This is a genomic window from Ruegeria sp. CI1 (genome assembly GCF_056536925.1).
Map to the genome: position 1 here is coordinate 18,813 of NZ_JBQFQP010000010.1, position 24,635 is coordinate 43,447.

Here is a 24,635-nt window from a genome sequence, read left to right on the forward strand (position 1 = left end):
CCCTTTTCCCGACGAGCGACTGAGGGCCCCTAGTTGCCGATCTTGTCCAGAATGGACTGGCCCCATTCCTGACCAACGTCTTCCAGGACCTGCGGCCAGACCGCTTCGCGCACATGAGCGGCGGTTGCGGCCAGTTCTTCATCGCTCAATTTGACGATGGTGGCGCCATTGTCGGCCAGCGTCTGCTCAAACGCAGACTGGTCGGCCTCGGCGGTTTCCCAGCGTTTCGCTTCGAATTCCTTGGCACCACTCTCCAACGCTGCACGGTCTGCGTCGCTGAGGTTGGCCAGGGCTTCCGTGTTGATGATCATATACCAGACCTCGAAGTGGGTGTTCACCGGCACATAGGTGGTGGTCACATCGCGGAACGAGGCATAGTAGCCTTCGGCACCCGAACCGACGACGCCGTCAACCACACCGGTCTGCACGGCGGTGAAGGCCTCGGAGAAGGGGATCGGCGAGGAGATGTAGCCAAGCGCGTCGGCGGTCAGCTGGAAGCTCTTGATACCGGGCACACGCACCTTGATACCCTTGGCCGAGGTCGGGTTGCCGGGATCGACCGCTTCGGTGTTCAGCGCGACACCGCCGAAATACACCGGATAGGCGGCCAGCATGGTGATGTCCTGCTTGGCATAGAGCTCTTTCATCGCGTCATAGATCGCGCCGCCGGGCCCGTAGATATTTTTCGCTTCGGCCCAGTTTGCAGCGACATATGGAAAGGCCGAAATCTGCATGCGGCGATCGACGGCAGTCGCGGCAGGCTGCACCGCCATGTCGATGGCGCCAACTGAAATCCGTTCCTGAACAGAGGTATAGTCGCCAAGCGCCGAGGCCGGGAACAGATTGAGTTCCAGCGAACCGTCGGTCGCCGTCTTCAACTCTTCGGCGAAAGCGCGCAGTTCGTTGTCGATAGTCGCACCTTGAGGTCGAATATGGCTGACCTTCAGAGTATCGGCGGCGGCGATGCCGGCGGTGGCCAGTACGGCGGCGACCATCGCCGTGGACTTCAGGAAATTCATCATTGGGTTTTGCTCCTCCGTGAGTGATGAAATTTGCGGCTTAGTAGCCAAAGAAGCGGGGCAGCCACATCGACAGGTCCGGCCAGAAACTGGTCAGGAACACCACCGGCAGATAGCCCAGCAGGATGAGAGTCATGGCAGGACGGATCACGCGGGTCACAGGGACCTGTCCGATACGTGCACCAAGGTAGAGGATCGAAGCATAGGGTGGCGTCACGCCGCCCATGGCCGTGTTGACGCCCATGATCGCCGCGAACTGGATCGGACTGACGCCGATGGCCTGCATCAACGGCAGAAGCAGTGGCGCGATCAGGATGATGGCGGTGACGTCATTGACGACCATGCCGACCAGAAACAACAGGATATTGATCAGGATCAGCAGAAGCGCCTTGTTTTCAGTGATCGAGAAGATCGCCTGCACAATCGCCTGCGGCACGCTTTCCAGAACGAACATCTGGCTGAGGATCATCGAGAACAGGATCATCAGCATGATGGCGCCGACGGATGTGGCGGCTTCCCTGCCCGCACCCAAAAAGGTACGCATATCCAGTCCTTTATAGATCAGGAAACCCACAGGTATCGCATAGATTACAGCTACCGCAGCAGCTTCGGTCGGGGTCATTATGCCGCCATAGATGCCACCAAGAATGATAATTGGCATCAGTAGCGCAGGTGTGGCTTTCAGGCCGCGCTGCGTGGCCTCGGAAACGAACTCCTGCCCTTTCAGCGGTTCGTTCAGTTGCAACGGAAACTTGCGCGCCATGCGAATGTTGACGATCGAAAAGCTCGTCATGATTAGCAGGCCGGGGCCCAGCGTAGCCAGAAAGCAGGCAAGGATCGAGGTGTCCGTGACCCAGCCATAAACGATCATTGTCACCGAAGGCGGGATCAACAGACCCAAAAGAGACGCGTTGGCGATCAAGGCGGTTGCGTATGCGCGAGGATAGCCCTGTTTTTCCATCTCGGGGATCAGCAGCGGGCCGATGGCGGCAACGCCGGTCAAGCCCGAGCCGGAAATCGCCCCGATCAGCGCGCAAGACACGGTTGCAACGACGCCCAGACCACCACGCAGGTGACCGATGAAGATGTTCACGAAGTTCAGCAAGCTGGCAGCGATACCAGATACGCTCATGATCGTTCCGGCCAGTACAAACAACGGGATGGCCAACAGAACAGGGTTGCCCAGTTGCTGGAATCCCCAAAGCATATTGCCTTTCATCACCACATCGCCGGCGTAATACATCACCATCAACCCGGCACCAAAGCAGTAAGGCAGCGGTACACCGAGTGTCAGCAGAATGACCAGAACCAGCACCGCAAAAAGAGCAATCTCAATCATGTTCAGGAGTCCTTTTGCGGAGTGAAATCGGGCGAAAGGACAGCCTTGAGATGCATCGCCAGGTGCCAGACTGTGAACAGCATCATCAACACCATCCCTGCAAACAGAGCGATATCGACATAGAAGGTCGGCAAATACAGCGTTGGGCTTTCGCGCCAGACTCGAATCGAGTATTTTGCATAGTCCCACGCCCACATGGTCAGCCACAGCCCCACGATCAGGCTGATGATCTCGCCTACGATGGCGAGAATCTTGTGCTGGCGTTCGGTCTTGAGGAAGATCTCAAGCACATTGGCCCGGATATGTGTGTTCTCGCGTGACGCGTTGACCGCCCCAAGCATATAAAGCCAGAGCGTCGGATAAAGCAGGCTTTCTTCCAGCCCCATCACTGGAATTTCCAGCACATAACGGGTGATCACCTGCACGAATTGACCAAGAGCCACCAGACAGATCAGCGCTGTCAGAACTATACTCGAAAAACGGTCCATCTCCCCCTCCGTAACGCGAAGCGCATTCTGTGCTTCCGTGGGGGCGAACCTTGCGAGTACAGATCATCAAGTCAAAACGATAAAATTGATAATAGAATAAAGTTACTTTATATCTTCAAGCAAATATCAGGAAAATCAACGCCCATGAATATCAGCTTTCGCCAGCTTCAGGCCTTTCGAGAAGTCATGCGCAGCGGTTCTGTCACCGAAGCAGCGCGGACGATGGGGCGCACACAACCCGCCGTTAGCGCCTTGATCGCGAATCTGGAGGCTGAAATGCAAATCGCCCTGTTTCACAGACAGCGGGGCAAGATGGTTCCAACACCCGAGGCTCGATACTTCACTGACGAGGCCGAAGCCATTTTGGACCGACTGGCATTGTCCACACGAACAATGCGTGAAATCGGTGCTTTGACAAAGGGCCGTCTTAACATTGCCTGCATGCCGGCGGCTTCCAGCCTTTTGATGCCCCAATTGCTCGCCCGGTTTCTGGCCGACAAGCCCGATGTGAGCGCGTCACTGATGATGCGCGCTTCCTCCGTCATTGAAGAGTGGATATCCTCGCAGCAATACGACATTGGCCTGGCGGAAACACCTTCACCTTCGCCTGCCCTGATTACACGGGATTTCGATCTCGAATGCGTTTGTGCCTTACCGGCGGACAACCCGTTGGCACGCATGCCAGCAATTGAAGCCCGGGCGCTGTCGGGCAAACCGATGGCCGCGCTTCAGCAAGGGCACCCGAACCTGCTGGCCACTCAATCTGCTTTCAAGTCGCAAAAGGCGGAGTTTGTGCACCGTTTCGAACTGCGAACATTCAACCCTGCGTTCGCCCTTGTTGAGAAGGGTTTGTGCTATTGTGTATGTGATCCGATAACAGCCGCCGGTTATTTTCTTGCTCACCCCGTCGTCAGGCCAGTTGTATTCCGGCCTTTTCGTCCACGAGTTTCATTGGCAGTTTCAATTCTGCAACCCGCCCACCGGCCGCCTTCGGCATTGGCGGCAGCGTTTGTCGACCAGCTAGCCACAGAACTGCAACAAATAGGAAATATGCTTTCCGACCGCGACCTGGAATGTGCCGCAAAACCATGATGGCCAAGTTTGGCACGCAGTCTGAGCGATGGCGTGGAAACTTGTTTCCAAGGGTCCCCGGTCGGCTGAATTGTGACACACGTACAAGGCGGCGGATCACTGGCAATCCGCTGTCGCTTTTTACTCCCAAGCCAGCAACAAAAAACGGGTGAAAACCTATCCAGTCATGAGACGCATAGGCATTTGCGATTTCCGTCAATAAGCACAGTGCGGATCAGGCAACTCAAGGAGGGGCGCATCACCGGGCCGTCTGCGGCTCCGCATATTGGACGTCATCTTGGGCAAGTTCAAAGCACGTGTGCAGGCCGAGCGCGAGGTGCGAGAAACGCCGGAAACGCGGCAATGACAGCGTGTCTTGTCATCAATACAATCTCAGGCCCTCCGTCAGACCAGTTTTCTATAGACAGTCAAAACCTCTAACACTCACCATTTGCCGTTGTCGTTCTTCCAGGCCTCGCGGGGTGGAACGGTTTCAATAGTGTCCCAATGCTCGGCAATCTTGCCCGTTTCGACCCGGAACAGATCATAGAAAGACGTATGCTCGCCCCGGAAATAACCTTCGCAGACAGACAGGACGAAATTGCCTTCGGCGAGCAGGCGGTGATTACGGAAGTATTGGATTGCAAGCGCGCCGTCTGCGCGCTCGTTCAGTGCGGCGCGCAGGGCTGCTGAGCCATCATCCATCACCGGGCTGTGCTGGATCAACGCGTTATCGACATAATCCACCAGATCAGCGAGATTGCGGCCAATAAGGATATGATCGACAAAGCGCCGGACCAGATCGCGGTTGGCCTCGGTCCGATCGATATCCGTGGCCTCGACCGGGCCGTCCACCATGCTGCGGCCAGATCGGTTGGGACCTTGCCGTGGCTGGATATTGTCCCAATGCTCGACCGCCTGGCCGCTCTCAAAGCGGAACACCTCGAACCCGACCCGGGAGGTGGCGAAGTCGTATTCGGTGTGCCCGAACACAAAATCCCCGTCCTCGAATGCGCGCACGACATTGACGCGGGGCGAAGTTTCGGAAAGCCGCTTGAACAGTGCTGCAAGCCCTTCGCTGCCTTCGTGGGTCTGCGGGTTGTGCTGGATGTATTTCTTCTCGTTCACCACGGCGACAGGTCCGGGATCGCCGGTTTTGATGCTTTTGAGCAGAGCGCGGATCTTGTCCTTGTTGCTGAAGGTCATAGTGTGTTCCCCATCGGCTGGTCTCGCGATTTCAGGCGTTTTAGGGCGCCGCGCATTGATACGCGAATGCGGCCACGGCCAGATCGCCTATGGCCAATCCGCGAAACACGAATGCGGTCCGGCGCGCCGGATCGAAGCCGTCCGAAGTAATGCCTGCAACCAGCGAAGACAGATCTCCCGAGATCAGGCCGGGTGCAACCATCGGTTTTTCCATCGCCGCCTCTTGCTGCTGGTCATCGACATAGATCGCGCCAAAGGCGGACATCCCACTGGGTTGCCACGGCAAGGCCAGGTCGGTGACAGCCGCAAAGGCGCCGGGCTTGAGCCAGTTCGCATCAAGAAAGGGTTCGATCTCGTAGTTCAGGGTAACCGATGTGACGACGATATCCGCCCCCTCCAACGCCTTGCGCGGGTTGGTGGCGACCTGTGCAGTCAGGCCCTTGCCGCGGGCGTAGTCGCAGAACGCCTCGACGTTGGCCGGGGTGCGGCCAAAGGCGCGCACCTCGGCCAGCGGAAACAGCTCGGCAAAGGCGTCGATGTGGCTGCGCGCCTGCACCCCGACGCCGACAAAGGCCACGGTTTTCGAGGCGGGGTTGGCCAATCGGCGCGCCACCACGGCGCTAAGACCTGCTGTACGCACCGCCGTCACCCATCCCGCATCAGTCACCGCCCGCAACGCACCGGTCTGGCTGTCGAGCAGCATGATAGAGCCGTTGATCGCAGGCAGGCCGCGCCCGGGATTGTCCGGGCTGACCATCACCGCCTTGACGGCAATGACCGGCGGTGCGTCCGCGACGGCCAGCGTCGCCATCACGTAACGCCCGTCGCCGGGAATAATCGCCGCCTTGGGCGCGGTCCACAGTTGCCCCTTGGCCTGATCCCGCAAGGCCTGTTCGATACAGTCCGCAATCTCGTTTGCGGGAATGTTCAGGGTGGCAAGGTGTGCGTCGGACAGATAGTCAAAAGGTAGCGGCGTATCAGACATGGCGGATGGTCTCTCTTGAAGTCCGGATGCGTGTCAGTTGAGGAGCGGTAGGGCGCGTAGCCGGTCGGGGTAGTCCTGCGGGAATTGCCAGACCGCGCTGCCTCGTGGCCGGACAAGGCCGCGTGATGCCGGCAGCGCGCCGCTGCTGAGGGTTAGCAGGATATCGCTGCTGGCCCAGGGGGCCGAGCGGAAATACCAGTGCCCGTTACCCGCGTCCGCCCCCGGAGCGTCAGAAGCGTTGATCAGGGCAAGGCGGTTTTCGGCAAGCAGTTTCTGCCTCAGCCAGTCTGGCATAGCCTCGTTCCCTGCCGTTTGCCCAAGGCGATTCCGACCAAAGACGAACTCGGACATGCCCAATGCCGCATCGCTGCCGGACATGTAAATGGACAACTGGTCCATGCCGTCAAGCAGGCCGTCGGCCAATGCGTTGGTAAAATAGAGCCGGTCGAGGTCGCTGCCGATCAGCACCACCTGCCCCAGCCGGGCGCGCCCGTCATCCAATAGGGCGATCTGATAGGCGGCTTCGAACACCAGCCGCGATCCGGCGCTGTAGCCGATCAGGTGCACCCGCCGCGCCTGCGTTTGGGTGGTCAGGAACTCGATCAGTTCGCGCAGGTTTCGACGCGTGGCGCTGGCGGTCTCAAGGTCGCGGAAATAGGCCAGACGGTTGGGCGTGGCGGGCCAGTTGTAGCTGAGAAAAGCGCCACGATAGCCCAGATAGTGCTGCAACTCGCGCGCCACCAGCGTGGGGTATTCGAAATCGACGTTATAGCCGTGCACATAAATCACCACATCGCGACTGCCCGACAGCGACAGTTGCCGATTGATGGCGCGGGCAAAATCGCGCGCGGCGCGGGCGGCCTCGGCCGGGTCGATCTCCTCCCCCGTATCGTCCGAGATGGAAAACGACATCGGCCCGAATTCCTGCGCCGAAACGACGGAAAGCGTGCGTTGGGTGTCGTCCTGCCCGGTCGAGATCCGGCGCAGGGTCTCCCAATCGCCCGCAGGCGGGGTCATCGCCACATCCACCGTCCCGGTGCGCAGCACGATCCCACGGTCGTTGGCATAATGATCCGAGGCGTCATCGGGTCCGGCGACGCGGCGGTCGGTGGCATAGAACAGCTTGGCCCGCTCGGCCTTTTGACGCGCGGTGGCGGTGGTGAAAGGATCAAGCGTGCCGCCCTCATAAACCGTTGGCGGCGGCATGATGGCAATTTCGTTATAGGATTTCTCTCCACAGGCCCCCAACGCCAAGGTGAGGCAGAGGCCGGTGAACCATCTGTTGATACCCTTGCTGCGCCGCATATCTCCCCCGATCATGTGAGGGACTACAGCACATTTGCCGGGTCGAAAAAAGCGCGCGTTGACGTAGTGGTCGGATCAGACGAATTGTCTGGTTTGAATGACGGATTTGATTGAACTATCGTCGGGCAGAGTTCGTTTTAGTAATCGCATGGAAAATTAGTGTCAGAAGAGAATTCAAGTATCTGGGCGAGCTTGGCGGGGTTCGATTCGTGCATCTACAAGTCCTTTACCAGCGACATCAAGCTGCGCGATGAGAAGCTTTCGTTTGACATCCTGCATCGTATCAACCGAGGCGAACCCCTGCCCCCGGAAAACTTCGCCAAGGAGATGTACGGCGACTACAATGACACAATTTACAAGCGGCAGCCGCACCTGTTTCGTATTAACGCTTTTTGGGTTGTCTCTTCGCAATGTGCTGATGTCTTGTGGCAATTCGACCTTGGGCAGGGGGGGCTGTATCCCACGCGGCTGTTTCAGTTCGACCGGAAAACGCCCGTTGAAGGCGAGTATTTTGCCTGAATATCGGGAACACGAAAAAAACTGCGCTTCCGGAGATTTCGTCGGGTTTGAAGTATCTTGAAGTGGCCAATCTCTGGTTTGCAAGCCCAGTTCTGCAGGATGATGAGTTGATGGTTCTGCCCTCTGCGTCTTCAGGCCCTGACATTTGGATTGATCCGGATTTCAAAGAAAACATCTTTTTCCTGAGCGATCGGTTGGTGCGGGCGCTTAAGAAGGCAAAGGTTTCACCCAAGTTCAGATTGCGCAGGTGCAAAACGCATCTATTGAACTAAAGGCTTCCCGCGTGCTGTTACGAAAAAGCCCGCCATGTCCGGCGGGCTTTGAAGTCTTCAAGACAGTCACCTGCCCTTTAATGCACGACCGCGTCGTCCGGACGGGGGCGATCTGATGTGCCGATCCGGTCGCCGATGATCAGGCCCTCGGGTCCGACGGTCACCGGGACGGTTTCGCCATCCTTGATCTCGCCACCCAGCAACGCCTCGGCCAGCGGGTTTTGCAGCGCGCGCTGAATCACCCGTTTCAAAGGCCGTGCGCCAAACACCGGATCATAGCCTTCGTTGGCCAGCCATTCCCGTGCGTCCTCGTCCAGCGCAAGCTCGATCTTGCGGCTGGCCAGACGTTTCTTCAGGCGGGCAAGCTGGATATCGACAATACCGTCCATATCCTCGCGCTTGAGCCGGTCAAATATGATCGTCTCGTCCAGCCGGTTCAGGAATTCGGGGCGGAAATGTGCCCGCACCGCATCCATCACGTCGCGTCGCGCCTGCGCGCTGTCGGCACCCTCGGGCAACTGGCTGAGCGCCTGTGAACCGAGGTTCGAGGTCAGCACGATCAGCGTCTGCTTGAAGTCGACATGGTGGCCCTGACCGTCGGTCAGAACGCCGTCGTCAAGCACCTGCAACAACACGTTGAACACATCCGGATGCGCCTTTTCAACCTCGTCGAACAACACTACCTGATAGGGGCGGCGGCGCACAGCTTCGGTCAGCACCCCTCCCTCGTCATAGCCGACATAGCCCGGAGGCGCACCGATCAGACGGGCGACCGAGTGTTTTTCCATGAACTCGGACATGTCGATGCGCACCATCGCGGCATCATCGTCGAACAGAAACTCGGCCACGGCCTTGGTCAGTTCGGTTTTGCCGACACCGGTGGGGCCGAGGAACAGGAACGAGCCCAGCGGGCGGTTCTCGTCGTTCAGACCGGCACGCGCACGGCGTACGGCATTGGCCACCGCGTTGACGGCGGCGTTCTGGCCGATGACCCGTTTATGCAGGTCCTTTTCCATCCTCAGCAGCTTTTCACGCTCGCCTTCCAGCATCTTGGCGGTCGGGATGCCTGTCCAGCGTTCAACCACCGCGGCGATCTGTTCGGGGCGCACGGTCTCCTCGGCCATCAGGCCGCTGTCTTCCTGCGTTTCCGCCACCGTCAGTTTTTTCTCGAGCTCAGGGATGATGCCATAGCTCAGCTCGCCTGCCTTGGCGAGATTGCCCTCGCGCTTGGCGATGTCCAGCTCGGCGCGGGCACGGTCGAGCTGTTCCTTGAGATCGCGGGCGCTGGCCAGCTTGTCACGCTCGGCCTGCCATTGCGCGGTCATCTCGGCGCTGCGTTCCTGCAATTCGGCCAGGTCCTTTTGCAGGGTGGCAAGCCGATCCTTGGAGGCGGCGTCATCCTCAAGCTTGAGCGCTTCTTCCTCGATCTGCATCTGCAGGATGTTGCGGTCCAGCTGATCCAGCTCTTCGGGTTTGCTGTCCACCTCCATACGCAGGCGGCTGGCGGCCTCGTCCATCAGGTCGATCGCCTTGTCCGGCAAGAACCGGTCGGTGATGTAGCGGTGGCTGAGCGTCGAGGCCGCCACCAGCGCGCTGTCCGAAATGCGAACGCCGTGATGCAACTCGTACTTTTCCTTGATGCCCCGCAGGATCGAAATCGTGTCCTCGACCGTCGGCTCAGCGATCAATACTGGCTGGAACCGGCGGGCAAGGGCCGCGTCCTTTTCGACATACTTGCGGTACTCGTCCAGTGTTGTGGCACCGATACAGTGCAACTCGCCGCGCGCCAACGCCGGTTTGATCAGGTTGGCGGCATCCATCGCCCCTTCGGACTTGCCAGCACCGACCAGCGTGTGCATCTCGTCAATAAACAGGATAATCTCGCCTGCCGCCTCGGTCACCTCGGTCAGCACGGCCTTGAGCCGCTCTTCGAACTCGCCACGATATTTGGCACCGGCAATCAGTGCGCCCATGTCAAGCGCCAGCAGCTTCTTGTCCTTCAGCGACTCTGGCACGTCACCATTGACGATGCGCAGGGCCATACCTTCGGCAATCGCGGTTTTGCCGACACCTGGTTCACCGATCAGAACCGGGTTGTTCTTGGTCCGACGCGACAGAACCTGCATCGAGCGGCGAATTTCCTCGTCCCTCCCGATGATCGGGTCGATCTTTCCTGCAGCCGCAGCCTCGGTCAGGTCACGCGCATATTTCTTCAGTGCGTCATAGCCCTCTTCGGCACTGGCGCTGTCGGCGGTGCGGCCCTTGCGGATGTCGTTGATCGCCTCATTCAGCTTCTGCGCGGATACGGCACCGGCCTCCAGCGCCTCCTTGGCGTTGGATTTCACCATGCAGAGCGCCATCAGAATACGCTCGACCGGGACGAAACTGTCGCCCGCCTTTTTGGCAATCTTGGCGGCCTCGTCCAGTACCTTGGCGGTCTGGCCATCAAGATAGACCTGACCCGCATCGCCGCTGACCTTTGGGATCTTGGACAACGCTGCGTCCAGCGCTTCGACCACGCGGGCCGGCGCGCCGCCGGCGCGGCTGATCAGGTTGCTTGCCAGCCCCTGCTCGTCGTCCATCAGTGCTTTCAGAATATGCTCGGGAGCCAGTCTCTGGTGCCCCTCGCGCAGTGCAATTGTCTGCGCTGCCTGCACGAAGCCTCGTGCCCGCTCAGTGAACTTCGACAAGTCCATCATTCTCTCCTTTTCCAAGCGCCCGGGATATTTGCGCCCGCTCGGCGGCACGCTTTGGTCTGGGCCTCGCATTCAATCTGGGGAATATCGCTGTGGCTTCAAGAGCTAAAGACCAGAAATCCGTTTTATCCGCGCGGGATCGTATAAACGGAATAGCCGCCGGTCTGGGCCACCAGCCGCGCATCGAACGTGTCGACCAGCGACCGAACCGCCTCACTGCCCGAGGGGCACGAAACAAGATCGGCAGTGTGATCGAGGAAATCGACGGTAAAGGCGGTCTCGCCGGTCAACTGACACCAGTCATCCTCAGACCTGTAACCGCGCACCAGCCGCAGATCGTCATTGGTCGGGGCCGGGGCAACACCGACATCGGACGCACCACCTTGCGGTAATTCACCACATGCCGCAATTGTTGCGAGAAATCCAAATGCAAACCGTTTCTTCATCTTCTGTCCCACTGTCATTTTGTTCGGTGTGATTGCGGATACGATAACATAGCCCGGTTTCCGCTCTGTGACATTTGACCAGTTACGCCGATCATGGACAGACCGTCGCAAACCCGCTAGGACGCAGGCGCTTGCGAAAAGGAGCCTTCCCGATGTCCGACGACCGCCTGATTGTTGCCCTCGATGTCCCCAACGCTCTCGAAGGTCTTGCCCTGTCGCAAAAGCTGGGCGATGCGGTGAATTTCTACAAGATCGGATTGGGCATGCTGACGGGTGGCGGGCTGGCGCTGGCCAATGAGCTGAAGCACGATTACGGCAAGCGCATCTTTCTGGACATGAAGCTGTTCGATATCGGCAACACGGTGGAAAACGCCGTGCGCGGGCTGGCGCAGTTCGATCTGGATTTCCTGACCGTACATGGCGATCCGCATGTTGTGAGGGCCGCGAAAGAAGGTGCGGCGGGCAAGGACCTGAAGATTCTGGCGGTGACCATCCTGACCTCGCTGGAACGCTCCGATCTGGATGCAGCGCTGATCAAGCCGGGCAATGTACAGGATCTGGTCGTGGAACGCGCGGCCAAAGCGTTCGAAGCCGGCGCCGACGGCGTCATTTCCAGCCCGCAGGAAGCGGCGTTGATCCGCGCTCTGCCGCAGTCCGAGGGGCGGTTGATCGTGACCCCCGGTGTGCGCCCTGCCGGCGCCGATCTGGGTGACCAGAAACGGGTAGCCACCCCGGCCAGCGCTGTCGGCGACGGCGCCGATCACATCGTGGTTGGCCGCCCGATCTATCGTGCCGCCAACCCCAAGGCGGCCGCCGAAGCGGTGCTAAACGAGTTGAGCGCGTTGCGTGTGCATTGAACTTATCGCACGGAATCCGTCCCGGAACGCACAAAATAGCAGCGTAAACGTTTGAACAGCGGCCTTTTTCGCGGCTTGTCGCGCCATATTGTCTCTGTGCCCGCAAAAACACATGAAACCCTCAAGTTTTCACAACTGCTCGCGCAAGCTTGCCCCTACGTCAAGTTTTGAGCGATTCTAAGCTCGAGACACTCCCCAACGAACTCTCTCTTCCTGAAGTTCGTTACCTCTCCCCCCGCTTCAGCTTCGCGGGGGGATTTCTTTTTCTAACAGAGCCCTTCTGCCGCAATCCGGGACTTTGATTGGTTCCGCTTGTGGTATAGTCAGCACTGGACATTCCAGAAACAAACCAGCCTGAGGATCTAGGATGCCGGGCCTGTGCCGCGACTGCCTGAGCCGTTTCGAGGACGCCCGGCGTTGCCCGTCCTGCGGCAGCCCGAGGGTCAGGCTGCATCCCGAGCTTTTCGATCTGACCATCGCGCATATGGATTGTGATGCATTCTATGCTTCGGTGGAAAAGCGCGACAATCCCGAACTGGCGGACAAGCCGGTGATCATCGGCGGCGGCAAGCGCGGCGTAGTGTCAACCGCCTGCTACGTGGCCCGGATTCGCGGCGTGCGCTCGGCCATGCCGATGTTTCAGGCGCTAAAACTCTGCCCCGACGCGGTGGTGATCAAACCGCGCATGTCTCTCTATGCCGAGGTGTCGAAACATATCCGCGCGATGATGGACGAGTTAACCCCGGTGGTGGAACCCCTGTCACTGGACGAGGCGTTCATGGATCTGTCCGGCACCGAGCGGCTGCATGGTGCGCCGCCCGCGATAATGCTGGCGCGGCTGGTCAGGCGGATGAAGGACGAACTGGGGCTGACCGGCTCAATTGGATTAAGTCACAACAAATTTTTGGCCAAGGTCGCCTCAGACCTCGACAAGCCGCGAGGTTTTTCGGTGATCGGCCAGACCGAGACGGCAGCGTTTCTGCGAAACAAACCGGTGCGGTTGATCTGGGGTATTGGCCCAGCGGCGCAGGAATCGCTGGAACGGGCAGGCATCCGGACCTTTGCCGATTTGCTGCGCTGGGATCAGGAGGCGTTGACCGCGCGGTTCGGTTCGATGGGATATCGGCTGTGGCATCTGGCGCGAGGACAGGACAAGCGTCGCGTCTCGGCGCACGAGCCGATGAAGTCGATCAGCAACGAGACCACGTTTTTCGAAGACACCGCCAACGCCGATATTCTGGACGGACACCTGTGGCGGATGGCGGAAAAGGTGGCCGACCGTGCCAAGGCCAAGGGTCTGGCGGGGCGGGTGGTGACGTTGAAGCTGAAAAAGGCCAATCACAAGATCCTGACCCGACGCGTGTCGTTGAGGGATGCAACCCAGATGGCCGACCGGATCTATCGCACCGCGCGCGGGCTGTTCGATCAGGTCGGAGACCAGGGGCCTTACCGGCTACTGGGCTGCGGTCTGTCCGACCTGTGCGACGCGGAACAGGCGGACATGTCAGGCGATCTGCTGGATCCGGACGCAGCGCGTCGGTCAAAGGCCGAACGCGCCACCGATGAAATCCGCAAACGGTTCGGCAGCGACGCCATCGTCAAGGGGCGGTCACTGAGATAGTCCGCCCGCACCGTTCCATCCGGTTATGCTGAAGGCTTCAACAGGGTTGGACAACCCTTTCAAATTCAGCGCACCGATGGATTGGGCAGCTACCTGGTCTTCGACCTCCAGATAGGCGCGCTGGCCAATGAGGATCTGATCCTCGCCCGCCGCGTCGCACAGCCGAGCCGCGATATTCACGACACCGCCAATTGCGGTGTAATCGGCGCGGCCCTTTTGCCCGACCAGCCCCATGGTCGCGTGGCCGCTGTCGATGCCGGCCCCAAGGCCGACGCTGTGCCCCATGCGCCGCCAGGGGGCGCAGATGTCGGAAAACGCATCGCGGATATCCAGGGCCAGCAACACCACCTGATGCACCGGCTGGTCGCAGGGAACCGGGTCGTTGAAGAAAACCATCAGCCCGTCGCCTGAGCGATAGCCGATGGTGCCGCCGCGTTCGGCCACCAATGCGCCTGCGCGGTCATGGAACCGGCGCAGAATGTCGATCACATCCTCGGGTTCCAGCGCCTCGGACAGGGCGGTAAAGTTGCGGATGTCACAGAACAGGCAGGCGATGTACCGGCGGTGGATCTGCAACAGGTCCTCGCGCCCGCCCTCGACCACGGCTTCGGCGATCTGGGGGGCGAGGAATTCCTTGAGCCGTTCCAGACGCCCGATTTCTCCCGCCTGCTGTTCGACGCGGGATTCCAGCTGGGCGTTCAGGGCCGAAATTTCCGACGTCTGCGATTGGACGGTTCGGTTGAGATCGGCGAGCAGAAAGTTCTGGTTCAGCAAGGTCGCAATAACCAAAAGCACATAGGCCAGCGCTTCGACCCGGTGGTCATAGCTGATGTAGAGCGTGGCGATCAGGATGACGACGGCTGCGACGGCAAAGACCAGTGGCAGGGTCCGGTGGTGGCGCTCGTAATCGCACCACACGAAATAGGTGGCGACCAGCGCCAACCCCCACATGAGCACGGCCTGCACATGCGGGTTGAACGGCACCTCCGGCAGGCTGAACAGGGCTTCGAGCACAAAGCCGACATAGCACGCGATCAGCGAGGCAAAGGCCGCCATCGTTGCCGCCCCACCGAGCGATAGGGCGGAACGCGCGAGTGTCGAAACCGTGATGCCCGGTAAATCGCGATGTGTCATGACCGTACAGCCCGTCCTTTTCGATCAGACTAGGCGGGTTTTTGAAATGGGTCAAAACTCAGGATCGGCGCTGGCCCGAACTTTCTGGAATTACTCGGCGGCCAGAGGCACGGATTCCTGACCGATGGCGGCGATCTGCGCGATGACCCCGCGCAGCCTTTTGCGGAAATCACGGTAATGCTCGTTCGGCACGATCTGTTTTTCGTCGATATAAAGCGAGCGGTCGATCTCGATCTGGACTGCGTGCTGCTGACGGGAGGGGCGACCATAGGACTGGGTCACATAGGCCCCTGCAAACGGCGTATTGCGCATCACCCTGAAGCCAGCCTCGGCAAAAGCAGATTCGATCTGATCCACCACTTCGTTCGCGGCCGACGCACCGAAACGGTCACCCAGAACGATTTCGGGGCGGCCTGAATACTTGCGATCGATATTCGCCACCGCCTCGTGAGGCATGGAATGGCAGTCGATCAGGATTGCCTGCCCAAAGGCGCGATGCGACTCGTCCAACAGCGATTGCAAGCGGGCATGGTAGGGCCGCCAGAAAGCGTCGATCCGATGCCGCGCCTCGTTCATTGTAAGCTTACCGCGATAGATCGCGCGCCCGTTGGCCACAACGCGCGGGATCACACCCAAGCCCGAGGCCACACGCGGATTATGCCCGTACTGGCGGGCACCTTCGATCACCGCCGGGTCAAGCTCTTCGGCGCTGCGGTTGAGGTCCAGAAAGGCACGCGGAACGGCCCCCTTGATAAGCGGCGCGCCGAACTCCACCGCCGGTTCGAACAACAGATCGACAAACGCATCCTCGGACGAGCGAATCACATGGCGGTCCAGAACCGAACGCCGCAGCAGCTCCCGGGGATAGCTGCGACCACTGTGCGGCGAGGAAAACACCACGCAAGAGGTGCGATTCGCAGGGGTGCTGAGATGATAGGCGACGTTCTGCATGGATTCTCCTTGTCAGGAACGAACATAGACCGGAAAATTGTTCCGCCAAACCCCTTGATCCCCCCTGCGACTCCTTTTATAGACCCCTCCACCGGCGCGGGGTTCCGCGCCCCATTTCGTTATGGGGCAGGTCACGCAAAGGGAAAGTGGGCGGTTAGCTCAGCGGTAGAGCACTTCGTTGACATCGAAGGGGTCACAAGTTCGATCCTTGTACCGCCCACCATCTATTCACTGTTTCGGGTCCGACCCGAGGCACCCGCTAACCCAGGCGCTGGCCACGTCCTTGATGAAGGCGCCGCAGATTGGAGACAGACCATGAAGGTCAGGAACTCGCTCCGCTCGCTGAAGAACCGGCACCGTGACTGCCGGGTCGTGCGTCGCAAAGGCCGCGTCTATGTGATCAACAAGACGCAGCGCAAGTTCAAAGCTCGCCAGGGCTGAGAATTTCGCACATCTGTTTTTCTGAAAATCGCGCTCTCGGGCGCGGTTTTTCTTTTGCGGCTTGCCCATGGCCGGAAACCTCCTTTCAATTGCTCCGACGCATACAAGTATCGGGAAAGGAGTGCCGGCAAATGATCACCTTTGACTTTTCGGGCCGCGTGGCGGTCGTGACCGGCGCGGGCGGCGGCATGGGGTTGAGTATCGCCAACCGGATCCTGAGGGCGGGCGGCCGCGCCATCCTCATCGACGTCAAACCCGAACCCAAAGGGCTGGAAGGCGACACCGGCAACCGCCTGTATGCCCAAGGCGATCTGACCGATGCCGATTTCGTCACCCGGACCATCGACGCCGGCGCCGAACGGTTCGGGCGAATCGACTATCTGGCCAATGTCGCGGGCGTGTTGTGGTTCGACCGCGACGCCTCGCTTCTCGACATGGACCTTGCGGTCTGGGACCGGGTCTTTGCCATCAACCTCAAATCCATGGTGCACACCGCGCGGGCTGCGGTGCCGCATATGCGGCGCACTGGTGGGGGCGCGATGGTGCATTTCGCCACCACGCAATGCCTGCGCGGCGATCCGAAACCGCAGGACGCCTATTCGACCTCAAAGGCCGGCGTCGGGGCGTTGTCGCGCTCGCTGGCGATGCAACTGGCGGCCGAGAACATCCGCTCGAATGCGATATATCCGGGGCTTACCCTGACGCCGTTGCAGGCGCGCTGGGATAGCGATGAAAAGGTGGGCGAAGCAGGCGGCTATGTACCGATGGGCCGGGTCGGCACGCCCGAGGAACTGGCGAATGTCGCGGTGTTCCTGCTGTCGGATGGCGCATCCTATGTCACGGGGATCGACATGCCGGTCGATGGCGGGCTTTTGCTAAAATGACATACCAGGAATAAGCGCAAGGCTCTTGCTCGCTTTGCCGCATCGCGCTTTCCTGTGCCCAGCACATTGGAGACCGCCATGTCAATCCGACCAAATGTGATCCTGATCCTCGCCGACGATATGGGTTTTGCCGATCTTGGCTGCACAGGGTCGGAGATCCGCACCCCGAATATCGACGCACTGGCCGCGAACGGGGCATTGCTTACGGCGATGTACAACTGCGCCCGCTGCTGCCCGACGCGCGCCTCGTTGCTGACCGGACTATACCCGCACAATGCCGGGATCGGACATATGGGGGCCGATCTGGGCACGCCCGCCTATCGGGGATTCCTGCGCAACGACGCCGCCACCATCGCCGAGCATTTGCGCGCCGCAGGTTATCGCACCTGCATGTCGGGCAAGTGGCACGTGGGCGGAGATTTCATGGCGCGCGAGGTCGACAGTTGGCGGGTGGGCGACATCGACCACCCTACCCCGCGCCAGCGCGGGTTCGACCGCTTCTATGGCATCGTCGATGGCGTGACCCATTTCTTTTCACCGCATTTCATGCTGGAAGATGACAGCCGCGTCGAAACCTTTCCCGATGATTTCTACTTCACCGATGCGATTACCGAAAAAGCCATCGGTATGATCGAGGAATCGGTGGCGATGGAGCAGCCGTTCTTCCTGTACCTCGCCCATACCGCGCCGCATTGGCCGCTGCATGCCCACCCCGAGGATATCGCCCGTTATGACGGGGTTTATGAAAAAGGCTGGGATGCCACCCGCACGACGCGGCATGAAACAATGAACGCGATGGGGCTGTTTCAAACCAACTGGCAGATCAGCCCCCGCGACCCGGACGTGATCCCGTGGGACGCCGAACAGAACCACGACTGGGAAGCACGCAAGATGGCAACCTATGCCGCGATGGTGGACCGGATGGATCAGTCTATCGGCACGTTGATCGCAGCCCTGAAGCGGCTGGGTCAGTTCGAAGATACCTTGATCCTTTTTCTCAGCGACAATGGCGGCTGCGCCGAATTCATGGCCGAGGACGGTTGGGCCAAATTCTTTCCCGACACCACCCATGACGGGCGCAGGATCGCGATGGGCAACCGGCCCGATGTAATGCCGGGCGACGCATTGACCTATCAAAGCTATGACAAGCCCTGGGCCAATGTCTCGAATGCGCCATTCCGGTTGTTCAAGCACTATGTACACGAGGGCGGCATCTCGACCCCGCTGGTGGCACATTGGCCCAACCGGATCGGGGCGCGGCAGCCGGTGCATGCACCCTGTCATGTGGTCGATATCCTGCCCACCATTCTCGAAGTCACCGGGGCGCAGTATCTGTCTGATCTGGGCGGGCATCAGATCCAGCCCTGTCAGGGCGAAAGCCTGCTCGCGCTGTTGAGCGGCAAGGCGTGGGAACGCCAGCAGCCGATCTATTTCGAGCACGAGGGCAACTCCGCAATCCGGCTGGGTCAGTTCAAGCTGGTGCGCCTGCATGGGCACGATTGGGAGCTTTACGATATGGAAAGCGACCGTACCGAGCTCAACGACCTGATACACGGCGAAGCCCGGCGCGCGCGCGACCTGACCCGGCAATATCAGGACTGGGCAGACAAGGCAGGCGTTCTGGACTGGAACATCGCCCTGCCCCGGCTTCTGGCAGCCTGGGACATGGACAATCCCGAAGGGTGAAGCCTGCGACGATTTATTCCGACTAATTCAGTCGGAATACCTTGCATCGCCCGCCGACTCTGGTAATTGATAAAATCAGTCAGATAAAATTCACCCGAACCATGTTGGAACCCGTCATGATCAAGTCGTCCACCTGTATCGCCGCTGCGCTGACAGCCCTTGTTGCCACTTCGGCTGCGGCCGAGGGAGAGCTGAACATCTACTCCTCGCGCCATTACGACACCGACGAACAGCTCTATTCCGAATTCGAAGAGGCCACAGGTATCACAGTCAACAGGATCGAGGGCAATGCCGACGAGCTGATGGCCCGGATGCAGGCCGAAGGCGCGAATTCGCCTGCCGACATCTTCCTGACCGTCGACACCTCGCGTCTGGCCCGCGCCAAGGAGGCCGGCATTCTGCAATCGGTCGACAGCGCGGTTCTGGAAGAGCGCATTCCCGCCAACCTGCAAGACGCAGACAACCAATGGTTCGGTTTCTCGCAGCGCGCGCGCATCATCTTTTTCGACAAGGCCGAGGTCGCCAATCCGCCCGTCACCTATCTGGATCTGGCCAAACCGGAATACAAAGGCCTGGTCTGCATCCGTTCGTCGACCAACACCTACAACCAGACCCTGCTGGCCTCGATCATCACCAACCACGGCGCAGACGTAGCCCGTGAATGGGCGGCCGGTGTCGTTGACAACATGGCCCGCGACCCGCAAGGCGGCGATACCGACCAGTTGCGCGGCATCATCTCGGGTGAATGCGAGATCGCCGTGTCGAACTCCTATTACTTCGCCCGCGCCCTGCGCAAGGATATCAAAGGACTGACAGCCGATATCGACATGATCGGCATCCAGTTCCCGGCGCAGGACGCGCAAGGGGCACATATGAACCTCAGCGGCGCCGGCGTCGCAATTCATGCTCCGAACAAGGACAATGCCATCAGGTTCCTGGAATATCTCTCCAGCGACTCGGCACAGGTCTACTTCTCGCGCGGCAATGACGAATTCCCCGCGGTGGCAGGTGTCCCGCTGGCTGAAAACGTGGCGGCGCTTGGCGAATTCAAAGCCGATGAGGTGAACCTGTCGGAGGTTGCAAAGAACATTCCAGAGGCGCAAAAGATCTTTAACGAGGTCGGTTGGAAGTAATCTGCCCGAAAATCGGGCCGAATGGGGCGCAGAGGGGTTCTCTGCGCCGTTTTCTGTTTACTTTCCTTTCATGTTCAGTGCAGAATTTCCGAAAATGAGAGAATATTTCGGAAATGAGATATGCTGGACGACCTGTCTCACCGCCTTTCACAGCACCTGAGAGAGCTGCGGCGGGGGCGCGGCTGGTCGCTGGATCAGCTTGCCGCGCAGAGCGGGCTGAGCCGGGCGACCCTGTCGCGGATGGAAAAGGGTGAGGTGAGCCCCACCGCCGAGAGTCTGGGCCGATTGTGCGCGGCCTTTGGCCTGCCGATGTCACGGCTGCTGATGATGGTCGAGGAAACCTTTGCGCCCAAGGTGCCCTATGAGCGGCAGACCGAGTGGACCGATCCCGAGACCGGCTATACCCGCCGCTCGGTGTCGCCGCCCGCCAGGGGGCTGAGTGGCGAGGTGCTGGAATGCCATCTGCCGCCGGGCACGCGGATCACCTATGACGCGCCGCCGAAACCGGGGCAGGAACATCATCTGATCATGCTTGACGGGGCGCTGACCCTGACCGTGGACGGCGTGCCGCATGCGCTGAACGGCGGCGACTGCCTGCGCTATCATCTGTCTGGTGCCAGCGAGTTCGTCACAGCTCCGGCGCGCGGGGCGCGGTACATGCTGGTGCTGATTTGATCGGGCGGCTGGAGCGCGCGGCGCTGCCCGGGGCGCTGGAGGATCTGACCGGCCTGTTGCGGGATTGCGTGCAGGCGGGCGCCAGCTTGGGGTTCATCCTGCCCTTCCCGGCATCCGAGGCGCGGACCTATTGGGCGGATCGGGTGTTTCCGTCGGTGGGGCGCGGGGTCGAGCTGTTTGCTGCCCGTGACGGAACACGGATCGTGGGAACGGTGCATCTGGCCCTGGCGGCGATGCCGAACCAGCCGCATCGGGCAGATGTGGCCAAGCTGCTGGTACATCCCGACGCACGGCGGCAGGGGCTGGGCCGGGCTCTGATGCAGGCGCTGGAGGCGCGGGCGCGGGCGCTAGGCAGGACGTTGCTGGTGCTGGACACGCGCAGCGGCGATCCTTCGCAGGTGCTGTATCAGGGGCTGGGGTTCGAAGTGGCCGGAGAGATCCCGAACTATTGTCGCAACCCGTTCGAGGAGGTCTACGAACCGACCACCTATCTCTACAAGGTGCTGGCATGATCGGGGTTCTGGTGCTGGCCGTGATCGCGGGCGGCGCGCTGATCGCGGCGCAGGGGCCGATCTATACACGGATGGCCGGGATGCTGGGCGGGCCGGTGCAGGCGGCGGTGCTGGCCTTTGCCTTGGGCGCGGTGGCGTTGCTGGCCTTGCTCGCGGGCCTTGGCGGGCCGCGGTTGGGCGTGGCGTCATACATGGTTTGCGTGATCCTGGGGCAGCTTGCGGCAAGCTACGCCTATGACCGGGTCGGCGCCTTCGGCATGGCGGCGCGAGAGTTCTCGGTGGCCAATCTGGCGGGGCTGGCGATGGTTGGCGCCGGGGCCGTTTTGGTGATCTGGCAGTGAGGCGGGCAAAGCCGCTTGCAAGCGGCTTAAGCGGTTCCCAAACCGCTTCAAGGCATTTTCAACCGCTTTTTTCGCCAACACCTAACGGTTGCGTCCGACCTGACGGCAGATCAGGATCACCGGCAGCAGGCCCACGGCGAGGATCACCAGCGACGGCACCGCCGCGCCCTCCAGCCGCTCATCCGAAGCCAGCCGATAGGCCTGCACCGCCAGAGTGTCGAAATTGAAGGGCCGCATGATCAGCGTTGCGGGCAATTCCTTCATCACGTCGACAAACACGATCAGCAGCGCGGTCAGCAGCGAGGGCGTCAGGATCGGCAGGTGCACCCGCCGCAGGGTGCCCAGCGGCGTCTGGCCCAACGACCGGGCCGCCGCATCCATATTGGCATGCACCATGCTCTGGCCACCCTCATAGGCGCTGAGCGCGGCGGCCAGGAACCGCACCATATAGGCCGCGACCAAAAGCCAGATGGAACCGGTGACCAAAAGCCCGGTTGAGATCCCGAAGGTCTCGCGCATCCAGGCGTCCAGCGCATTGTCGAAGGCGGCAAAGGGCACCATCAGCCCGACCGCGATCACGCCGCCTGGAACCGCATAACCCAGCCGCGCCAGATAGGCCGCCCCGGCCGCCTTGCGTCCCGGTTTCAGGCGCTGGAAAAAGCCCACGCAAATTGCGGCGCTGACCGTAACGAAAGCCGCCGTTCCAGCCAGAGTCAGCGAGTTGCGGATGAACCCGACGTAGCGTCTTGAAAGCAGGTCCTGTTCCGATTCCAGCCCCATCTGGATCAGGATCACGACCGGCAACATAAAGCCCAGAAGCACCGGTATCGCACACAGCACAAAGGCGGCGACCGACTGCCATCCCTTGAGCTCTGCCGCGGGCATCGTCGCGTGACGTTTGCCGGCCTGATAGTACTTCGCCTTGCCGCGCTGAGTACGTTCGGCCACGGCCATGACCAATGCAATCCCCAGCAGGCACAGCGCCATTTGCGCCGCCGCCGCACGGTCGCCCATCGAGAACCAGCTGGTATAGATGCCGGTAGCAAAAGTCTGCACCCCAAAATAGGCGACCGTTCCGAAATCGGCGATAGTTTCCATCACCGCCAGCAGGACGCCTCCAGCAATTGCCGGGCGCGCCATTGGCAGCGACACCCGCCAGAACGCAGCCCAGGGGCTTGAACCCAGCGCGCGGGCCGCCAGAAAGGCGGTGGCGCTTTGCTGCAGGAACGCGGCGCGAGCCAGCAGGTAAACGTAGGGATACAGAACAAGGATCAACATTACTGCCGCGCCCTCGGTCGAGCGGATTTCCGGGAACCAGTAATCGCGCGGCCCCCAGCCCGTCACTTGTCTGAGGGTCGCCTGTACGATGCCGGGGTGATCCAGCACGAATGTATAGGCATAGGCCAGAACATAGGCCGGAAAGGCCAGCGGCAGCACCAGCGCGATCTCCATCAGGCGCACACCGGGAAAGCGGGTCATCGTGACCAGCCACGCGGCACCGACGCCCAGACAAAAGGTACCGCCCGCGACCAACGCCACCAGAACGGCGGTCGTTCCCAGATAGCGTGGCAAAACCGTCTGGATCAGGTGGGTGATCGTGTCTGTGCCGCCTGTCAGCGCCGCCAGCGCGACCGCGACCATCGGCAGCAGACAGGCCAGCGCGATAGCGTAGGCAAGCCCGCCCAGTACGCGCGTGCCCAGCGCGTTGCGGTGCCGTGTACCGTGTTCTGCGTATTCGATCTGAGCCATGGTCCCAAAAAACAGCAAAGCGGGGCGTCGTGACGCGCCCCGCCCTTATTCGACCAATTCAGTCGGAATTACCAGAGGCAATGCTCAGTCGTAAACCCGCTGATCCTCGATCACCAAACCATCCTTGGGAAGGGTGCCGGGTGCGACGATCTCGACCGCACCTTTCAGCTTGAGCACCTCAACCACCGACCGGGCATAGGCGGAACTGTCCTGGCAGGGGCTTTCGATGCGCACGGTCATCGTGTCCATTTCCCCATCCCGCGCGGCGATGACGCGCGCCTTGACGATCTCGGAGTGTTTTTCAACAAGCGCCGCCACCTGTTCGGGCCGAACGAACATGCCCTTGATCTTGGTGGTCTGGTCGGCGCGGCCCATCCATCCCTTGATCCGCAGGTTGGTGCGGCCACAGGGCGACTGCCCCGGCAGGATGGCGGACAGGTCACCGGTGGCAAAGCGGATGAGCGGATAGTCTGGGTTCAGGGAGGTGACAACGACCTCGCCCACCTCGCCCGGCGCCACCGGCATTCCGGTGCCCGGAGTGACGATCTCGACGATCACATGCTCGTCGACGATCATCCCCTCCATCGCGGAACTTTCATAGGCGATATTGCCCAGATCCGCGGTTGCATAACTTTGCAGGCAGGTGATCCCCCGATCGGCATACTCCTGGCGCAGGCTGGGGAACAACGCGCCGCCGCCGACGGCGGCCTTGGTAAACTTCAGGCTGACGCCCATCTCGTCGGCCTTGTCGAGAATCACCTTGAGGTAATCCGGCGTCCCGGCATAGGCGGTGCACCCCACGTCGCGGGCGGCGGTCACCTGCAATTCGGTTTGCCCCGTCCCGGCAGGCAGCACCGCCGCGCCCACGGCGCGGGCGCCGTTTTCAAAGATCATGCCAGCGGGCGTCAGGTGATAGCCGAAACAGTTCTGCACGATGTCGCCTTGCCCGATCCCGGCAGCATGCAGGAACCGTCCCATACGCCACCAGTCGTGATCGACACCGCCCGGTTCATAGATCGGACCCGGCGACTGAAAAATATGGGCAAAGCCATGTGCAGGCTTGACCGTGAAGCCGCCAAAGGGCGGATGCTCAGCCTGTGCGCGGCTCAACTCGGACTTGCGCAGAACGGGCAAATTCGCCAGCGCCTCGGGCGACGTGACCGCGTCGGCATCGATGCCAGCCAGCGAGGCAGAAAACCCGGCAGCGCCCTGCGCGCGGGCGATCTGTTGCGGCAACGCTTTGGAGAGATCGGCCGCGCGCTCGTCGGCGGACCGGGTTTCGAGAGCATCGAAATGCTGTGTCAT

The 24,635-nt window shown here is 60.7% G+C and carries 23 protein-coding genes and 1 tRNA gene; 12 read left to right on the plus strand and 12 right to left on the minus strand.

Features of this window, described 5'->3' with window-relative positions:
* Positions 1–29: 29 nt before the first annotated feature.
* From dctP to ACR0LZ_RS12940, 3 genes are read right to left on the minus strand one after another with little or no spacing between them, the layout of a single operon-like run.
* Positions 30–1,022 carry a TRAP transporter substrate-binding protein DctP gene (gene dctP, locus ACR0LZ_RS12930; protein ID WP_480750225.1) on the minus strand — a complete coding sequence of 331 codons (993 nt, stop codon included), beginning with the start codon at positions 1,020–1,022 and terminating at the stop codon, positions 30–32.
* 37 nt (positions 1,023–1,059) lie between these two features.
* Positions 1,060–2,358 carry a TRAP transporter large permease gene (locus tag ACR0LZ_RS12935; RefSeq protein WP_480750226.1) on the minus strand — a complete coding sequence of 433 codons (1,299 nt, stop codon included), beginning with the start codon at positions 2,356–2,358 and terminating at the stop codon, positions 1,060–1,062.
* Positions 2,359–2,360: 2 nt separating this feature from the next.
* Entirely contained in the window at positions 2,361–2,846 is a 486-nt protein-coding gene (locus ACR0LZ_RS12940) for a TRAP transporter small permease (RefSeq protein ID WP_480750227.1), read from the minus strand.
* Between the two features lie 144 nt (positions 2,847–2,990).
* On the opposite strand from ACR0LZ_RS12940, the gene ACR0LZ_RS12945 reads away from it, so the two are divergent.
* Positions 2,991–3,938: a LysR substrate-binding domain-containing protein gene (locus tag ACR0LZ_RS12945; RefSeq protein WP_480750436.1), complete on the plus strand. Its 948-nt coding sequence runs from the start codon at positions 2,991–2,993 to the stop codon at positions 3,936–3,938.
* Positions 3,939–4,361: 423 nt separating this feature from the next.
* On the opposite strand, the gene ACR0LZ_RS12950 is transcribed toward ACR0LZ_RS12945, so the two are convergent.
* Genes ACR0LZ_RS12950 through ACR0LZ_RS12960 form a run of 3 tightly spaced genes read right to left on the minus strand, consistent with a single transcriptional unit; the run spans position 4,362 to position 7,413 of the window.
* The gene (locus ACR0LZ_RS12950; RefSeq protein WP_480750228.1) at positions 4,362–5,123 is read right to left on the minus strand and encodes a nuclear transport factor 2 family protein; all 762 of its coding nucleotides are present in this window, start codon (positions 5,121–5,123) and stop codon (positions 4,362–4,364) included.
* A gap of 40 nt (positions 5,124–5,163) precedes the next feature.
* Positions 5,164–6,108, minus strand: a complete 945-nt coding sequence (locus ACR0LZ_RS12955; RefSeq protein WP_480750229.1) for an ornithine cyclodeaminase family protein — start codon at positions 6,106–6,108, stop codon at positions 5,164–5,166.
* Between the two features lie 33 nt (positions 6,109–6,141).
* Positions 6,142–7,413: an alpha/beta hydrolase gene (locus tag ACR0LZ_RS12960; RefSeq protein WP_480750230.1), complete on the minus strand. Its 1,272-nt coding sequence runs from the start codon at positions 7,411–7,413 to the stop codon at positions 6,142–6,144.
* A 192-nt stretch (positions 7,414–7,605) separates the two neighbouring features.
* Between ACR0LZ_RS12960 and ACR0LZ_RS12965 the strand changes: the two genes are divergently transcribed.
* Positions 7,606–7,932: a hypothetical protein gene (locus tag ACR0LZ_RS12965; RefSeq protein WP_480750231.1), complete on the plus strand. Its 327-nt coding sequence runs from the start codon at positions 7,606–7,608 to the stop codon at positions 7,930–7,932.
* Positions 7,933–8,281: 349 nt separating this feature from the next.
* Here ACR0LZ_RS12965 and clpB read toward each other — a convergent pair whose 3' ends face one another.
* Together clpB and ACR0LZ_RS12975 are read right to left on the minus strand one after the other, a co-directional pair.
* Positions 8,282–10,900: an ATP-dependent chaperone ClpB gene (clpB, locus tag ACR0LZ_RS12970; protein ID WP_480750232.1), complete on the minus strand. Its 2,619-nt coding sequence runs from the start codon at positions 10,898–10,900 to the stop codon at positions 8,282–8,284.
* 125 nt (positions 10,901–11,025) lie between these two features.
* Positions 11,026–11,346, minus strand: a complete 321-nt coding sequence (locus ACR0LZ_RS12975) for a hypothetical protein (RefSeq protein WP_480750233.1) — start codon at positions 11,344–11,346, stop codon at positions 11,026–11,028.
* Positions 11,347–11,498: 152 nt separating this feature from the next.
* Between ACR0LZ_RS12975 and pyrF the strand changes: the two genes are divergently transcribed.
* Both pyrF and ACR0LZ_RS12985 read left to right on the plus strand, forming a co-directional pair.
* Positions 11,499–12,203, plus strand: a complete 705-nt coding sequence (pyrF, locus tag ACR0LZ_RS12980; protein WP_480750234.1) for an orotidine-5'-phosphate decarboxylase — start codon at positions 11,499–11,501, stop codon at positions 12,201–12,203.
* A gap of 367 nt (positions 12,204–12,570) precedes the next feature.
* Positions 12,571–13,824 carry a DNA polymerase IV gene (locus tag ACR0LZ_RS12985; protein WP_480750235.1) on the plus strand — a complete coding sequence of 418 codons (1,254 nt, stop codon included), beginning with the start codon at positions 12,571–12,573 and terminating at the stop codon, positions 13,822–13,824.
* Here ACR0LZ_RS12985 and ACR0LZ_RS12990 read toward each other — a convergent pair.
* The gene (locus ACR0LZ_RS12990; protein WP_480750236.1) at positions 13,813–14,958 is read right to left on the minus strand and encodes an adenylate/guanylate cyclase domain-containing protein; all 1,146 of its coding nucleotides are present in this window, start codon (positions 14,956–14,958) and stop codon (positions 13,813–13,815) included. The two genes, ACR0LZ_RS12985 and ACR0LZ_RS12990, sit on opposite strands and share 12 nt — an antisense overlap.
* Before the next feature lie 90 nt (positions 14,959–15,048).
* Positions 15,049–15,909, minus strand: a complete 861-nt coding sequence (locus ACR0LZ_RS12995; protein ID WP_480750237.1) for an N-formylglutamate amidohydrolase — start codon at positions 15,907–15,909, stop codon at positions 15,049–15,051.
* Between the two features lie 148 nt (positions 15,910–16,057).
* On the opposite strand from ACR0LZ_RS12995, the gene ACR0LZ_RS13000 reads away from it, so the two are divergent.
* The 8 genes from ACR0LZ_RS13000 to ACR0LZ_RS13035 all read left to right on the plus strand — a co-directional run bounded on the left by ACR0LZ_RS13000 (position 16,058) and on the right by ACR0LZ_RS13035 (position 21,581).
* Positions 16,058–16,132, plus strand: a tRNA-Val gene (locus ACR0LZ_RS13000).
* A gap of 92 nt (positions 16,133–16,224) precedes the next feature.
* The gene (ykgO, locus tag ACR0LZ_RS13005; RefSeq protein ID WP_068338904.1) at positions 16,225–16,350 is read left to right on the plus strand and encodes a type B 50S ribosomal protein L36; all 126 of its coding nucleotides are present in this window, start codon (positions 16,225–16,227) and stop codon (positions 16,348–16,350) included.
* Positions 16,351–16,481: 131 nt separating this feature from the next.
* A complete protein-coding gene (locus tag ACR0LZ_RS13010) occupies positions 16,482–17,234 on the plus strand; it encodes an SDR family NAD(P)-dependent oxidoreductase (RefSeq protein ID WP_480750238.1) in 753 nt (250 codons plus the stop codon).
* A gap of 78 nt (positions 17,235–17,312) precedes the next feature.
* Positions 17,313–18,920, plus strand: a complete 1,608-nt coding sequence (locus tag ACR0LZ_RS13015) for an arylsulfatase (RefSeq protein ID WP_480750239.1) — start codon at positions 17,313–17,315, stop codon at positions 18,918–18,920.
* 116 nt (positions 18,921–19,036) lie between these two features.
* A complete protein-coding gene (locus ACR0LZ_RS13020) occupies positions 19,037–20,053 on the plus strand; it encodes a Fe(3+) ABC transporter substrate-binding protein (protein WP_480750240.1) in 1,017 nt (338 codons plus the stop codon).
* A 120-nt stretch (positions 20,054–20,173) separates the two neighbouring features.
* A complete protein-coding gene (locus ACR0LZ_RS13025; protein WP_480750241.1) occupies positions 20,174–20,728 on the plus strand; it encodes a helix-turn-helix domain-containing protein in 555 nt (184 codons plus the stop codon).
* Positions 20,725–21,240 (plus strand): N-acetyltransferase family protein, encoded by a 516-nt coding sequence (locus ACR0LZ_RS13030; protein ID WP_480750242.1) that lies wholly within the window; start codon positions 20,725–20,727, stop codon positions 21,238–21,240. Before ACR0LZ_RS13025 ends, ACR0LZ_RS13030 begins: the two co-directional genes overlap by 4 nt.
* Complete coding sequence (locus tag ACR0LZ_RS13035) at positions 21,237–21,581, plus strand: DMT family transporter (protein WP_480750243.1); 345 nt, start codon at positions 21,237–21,239, stop codon at positions 21,579–21,581. Before ACR0LZ_RS13030 ends, ACR0LZ_RS13035 begins: the two co-directional genes overlap by 4 nt.
* 81 nt (positions 21,582–21,662) lie before the next feature.
* On the opposite strand, the gene ACR0LZ_RS13040 is transcribed toward ACR0LZ_RS13035, so the two are convergent.
* Together ACR0LZ_RS13040 and ACR0LZ_RS13045 are read right to left on the minus strand one after the other, a co-directional pair.
* On the minus strand, positions 21,663–23,330 hold the full coding sequence (locus ACR0LZ_RS13040; protein ID WP_480750244.1) for an ABC transporter permease: 1,668 nt from the start codon (positions 23,328–23,330) through the stop codon (positions 21,663–21,665).
* Between the two features lie 84 nt (positions 23,331–23,414).
* Positions 23,415–24,635, minus strand: coding sequence for a phenylacetate--CoA ligase family protein (locus ACR0LZ_RS13045; RefSeq protein WP_480750245.1), 1,221 nt, complete (start codon positions 24,633–24,635; stop codon positions 23,415–23,417).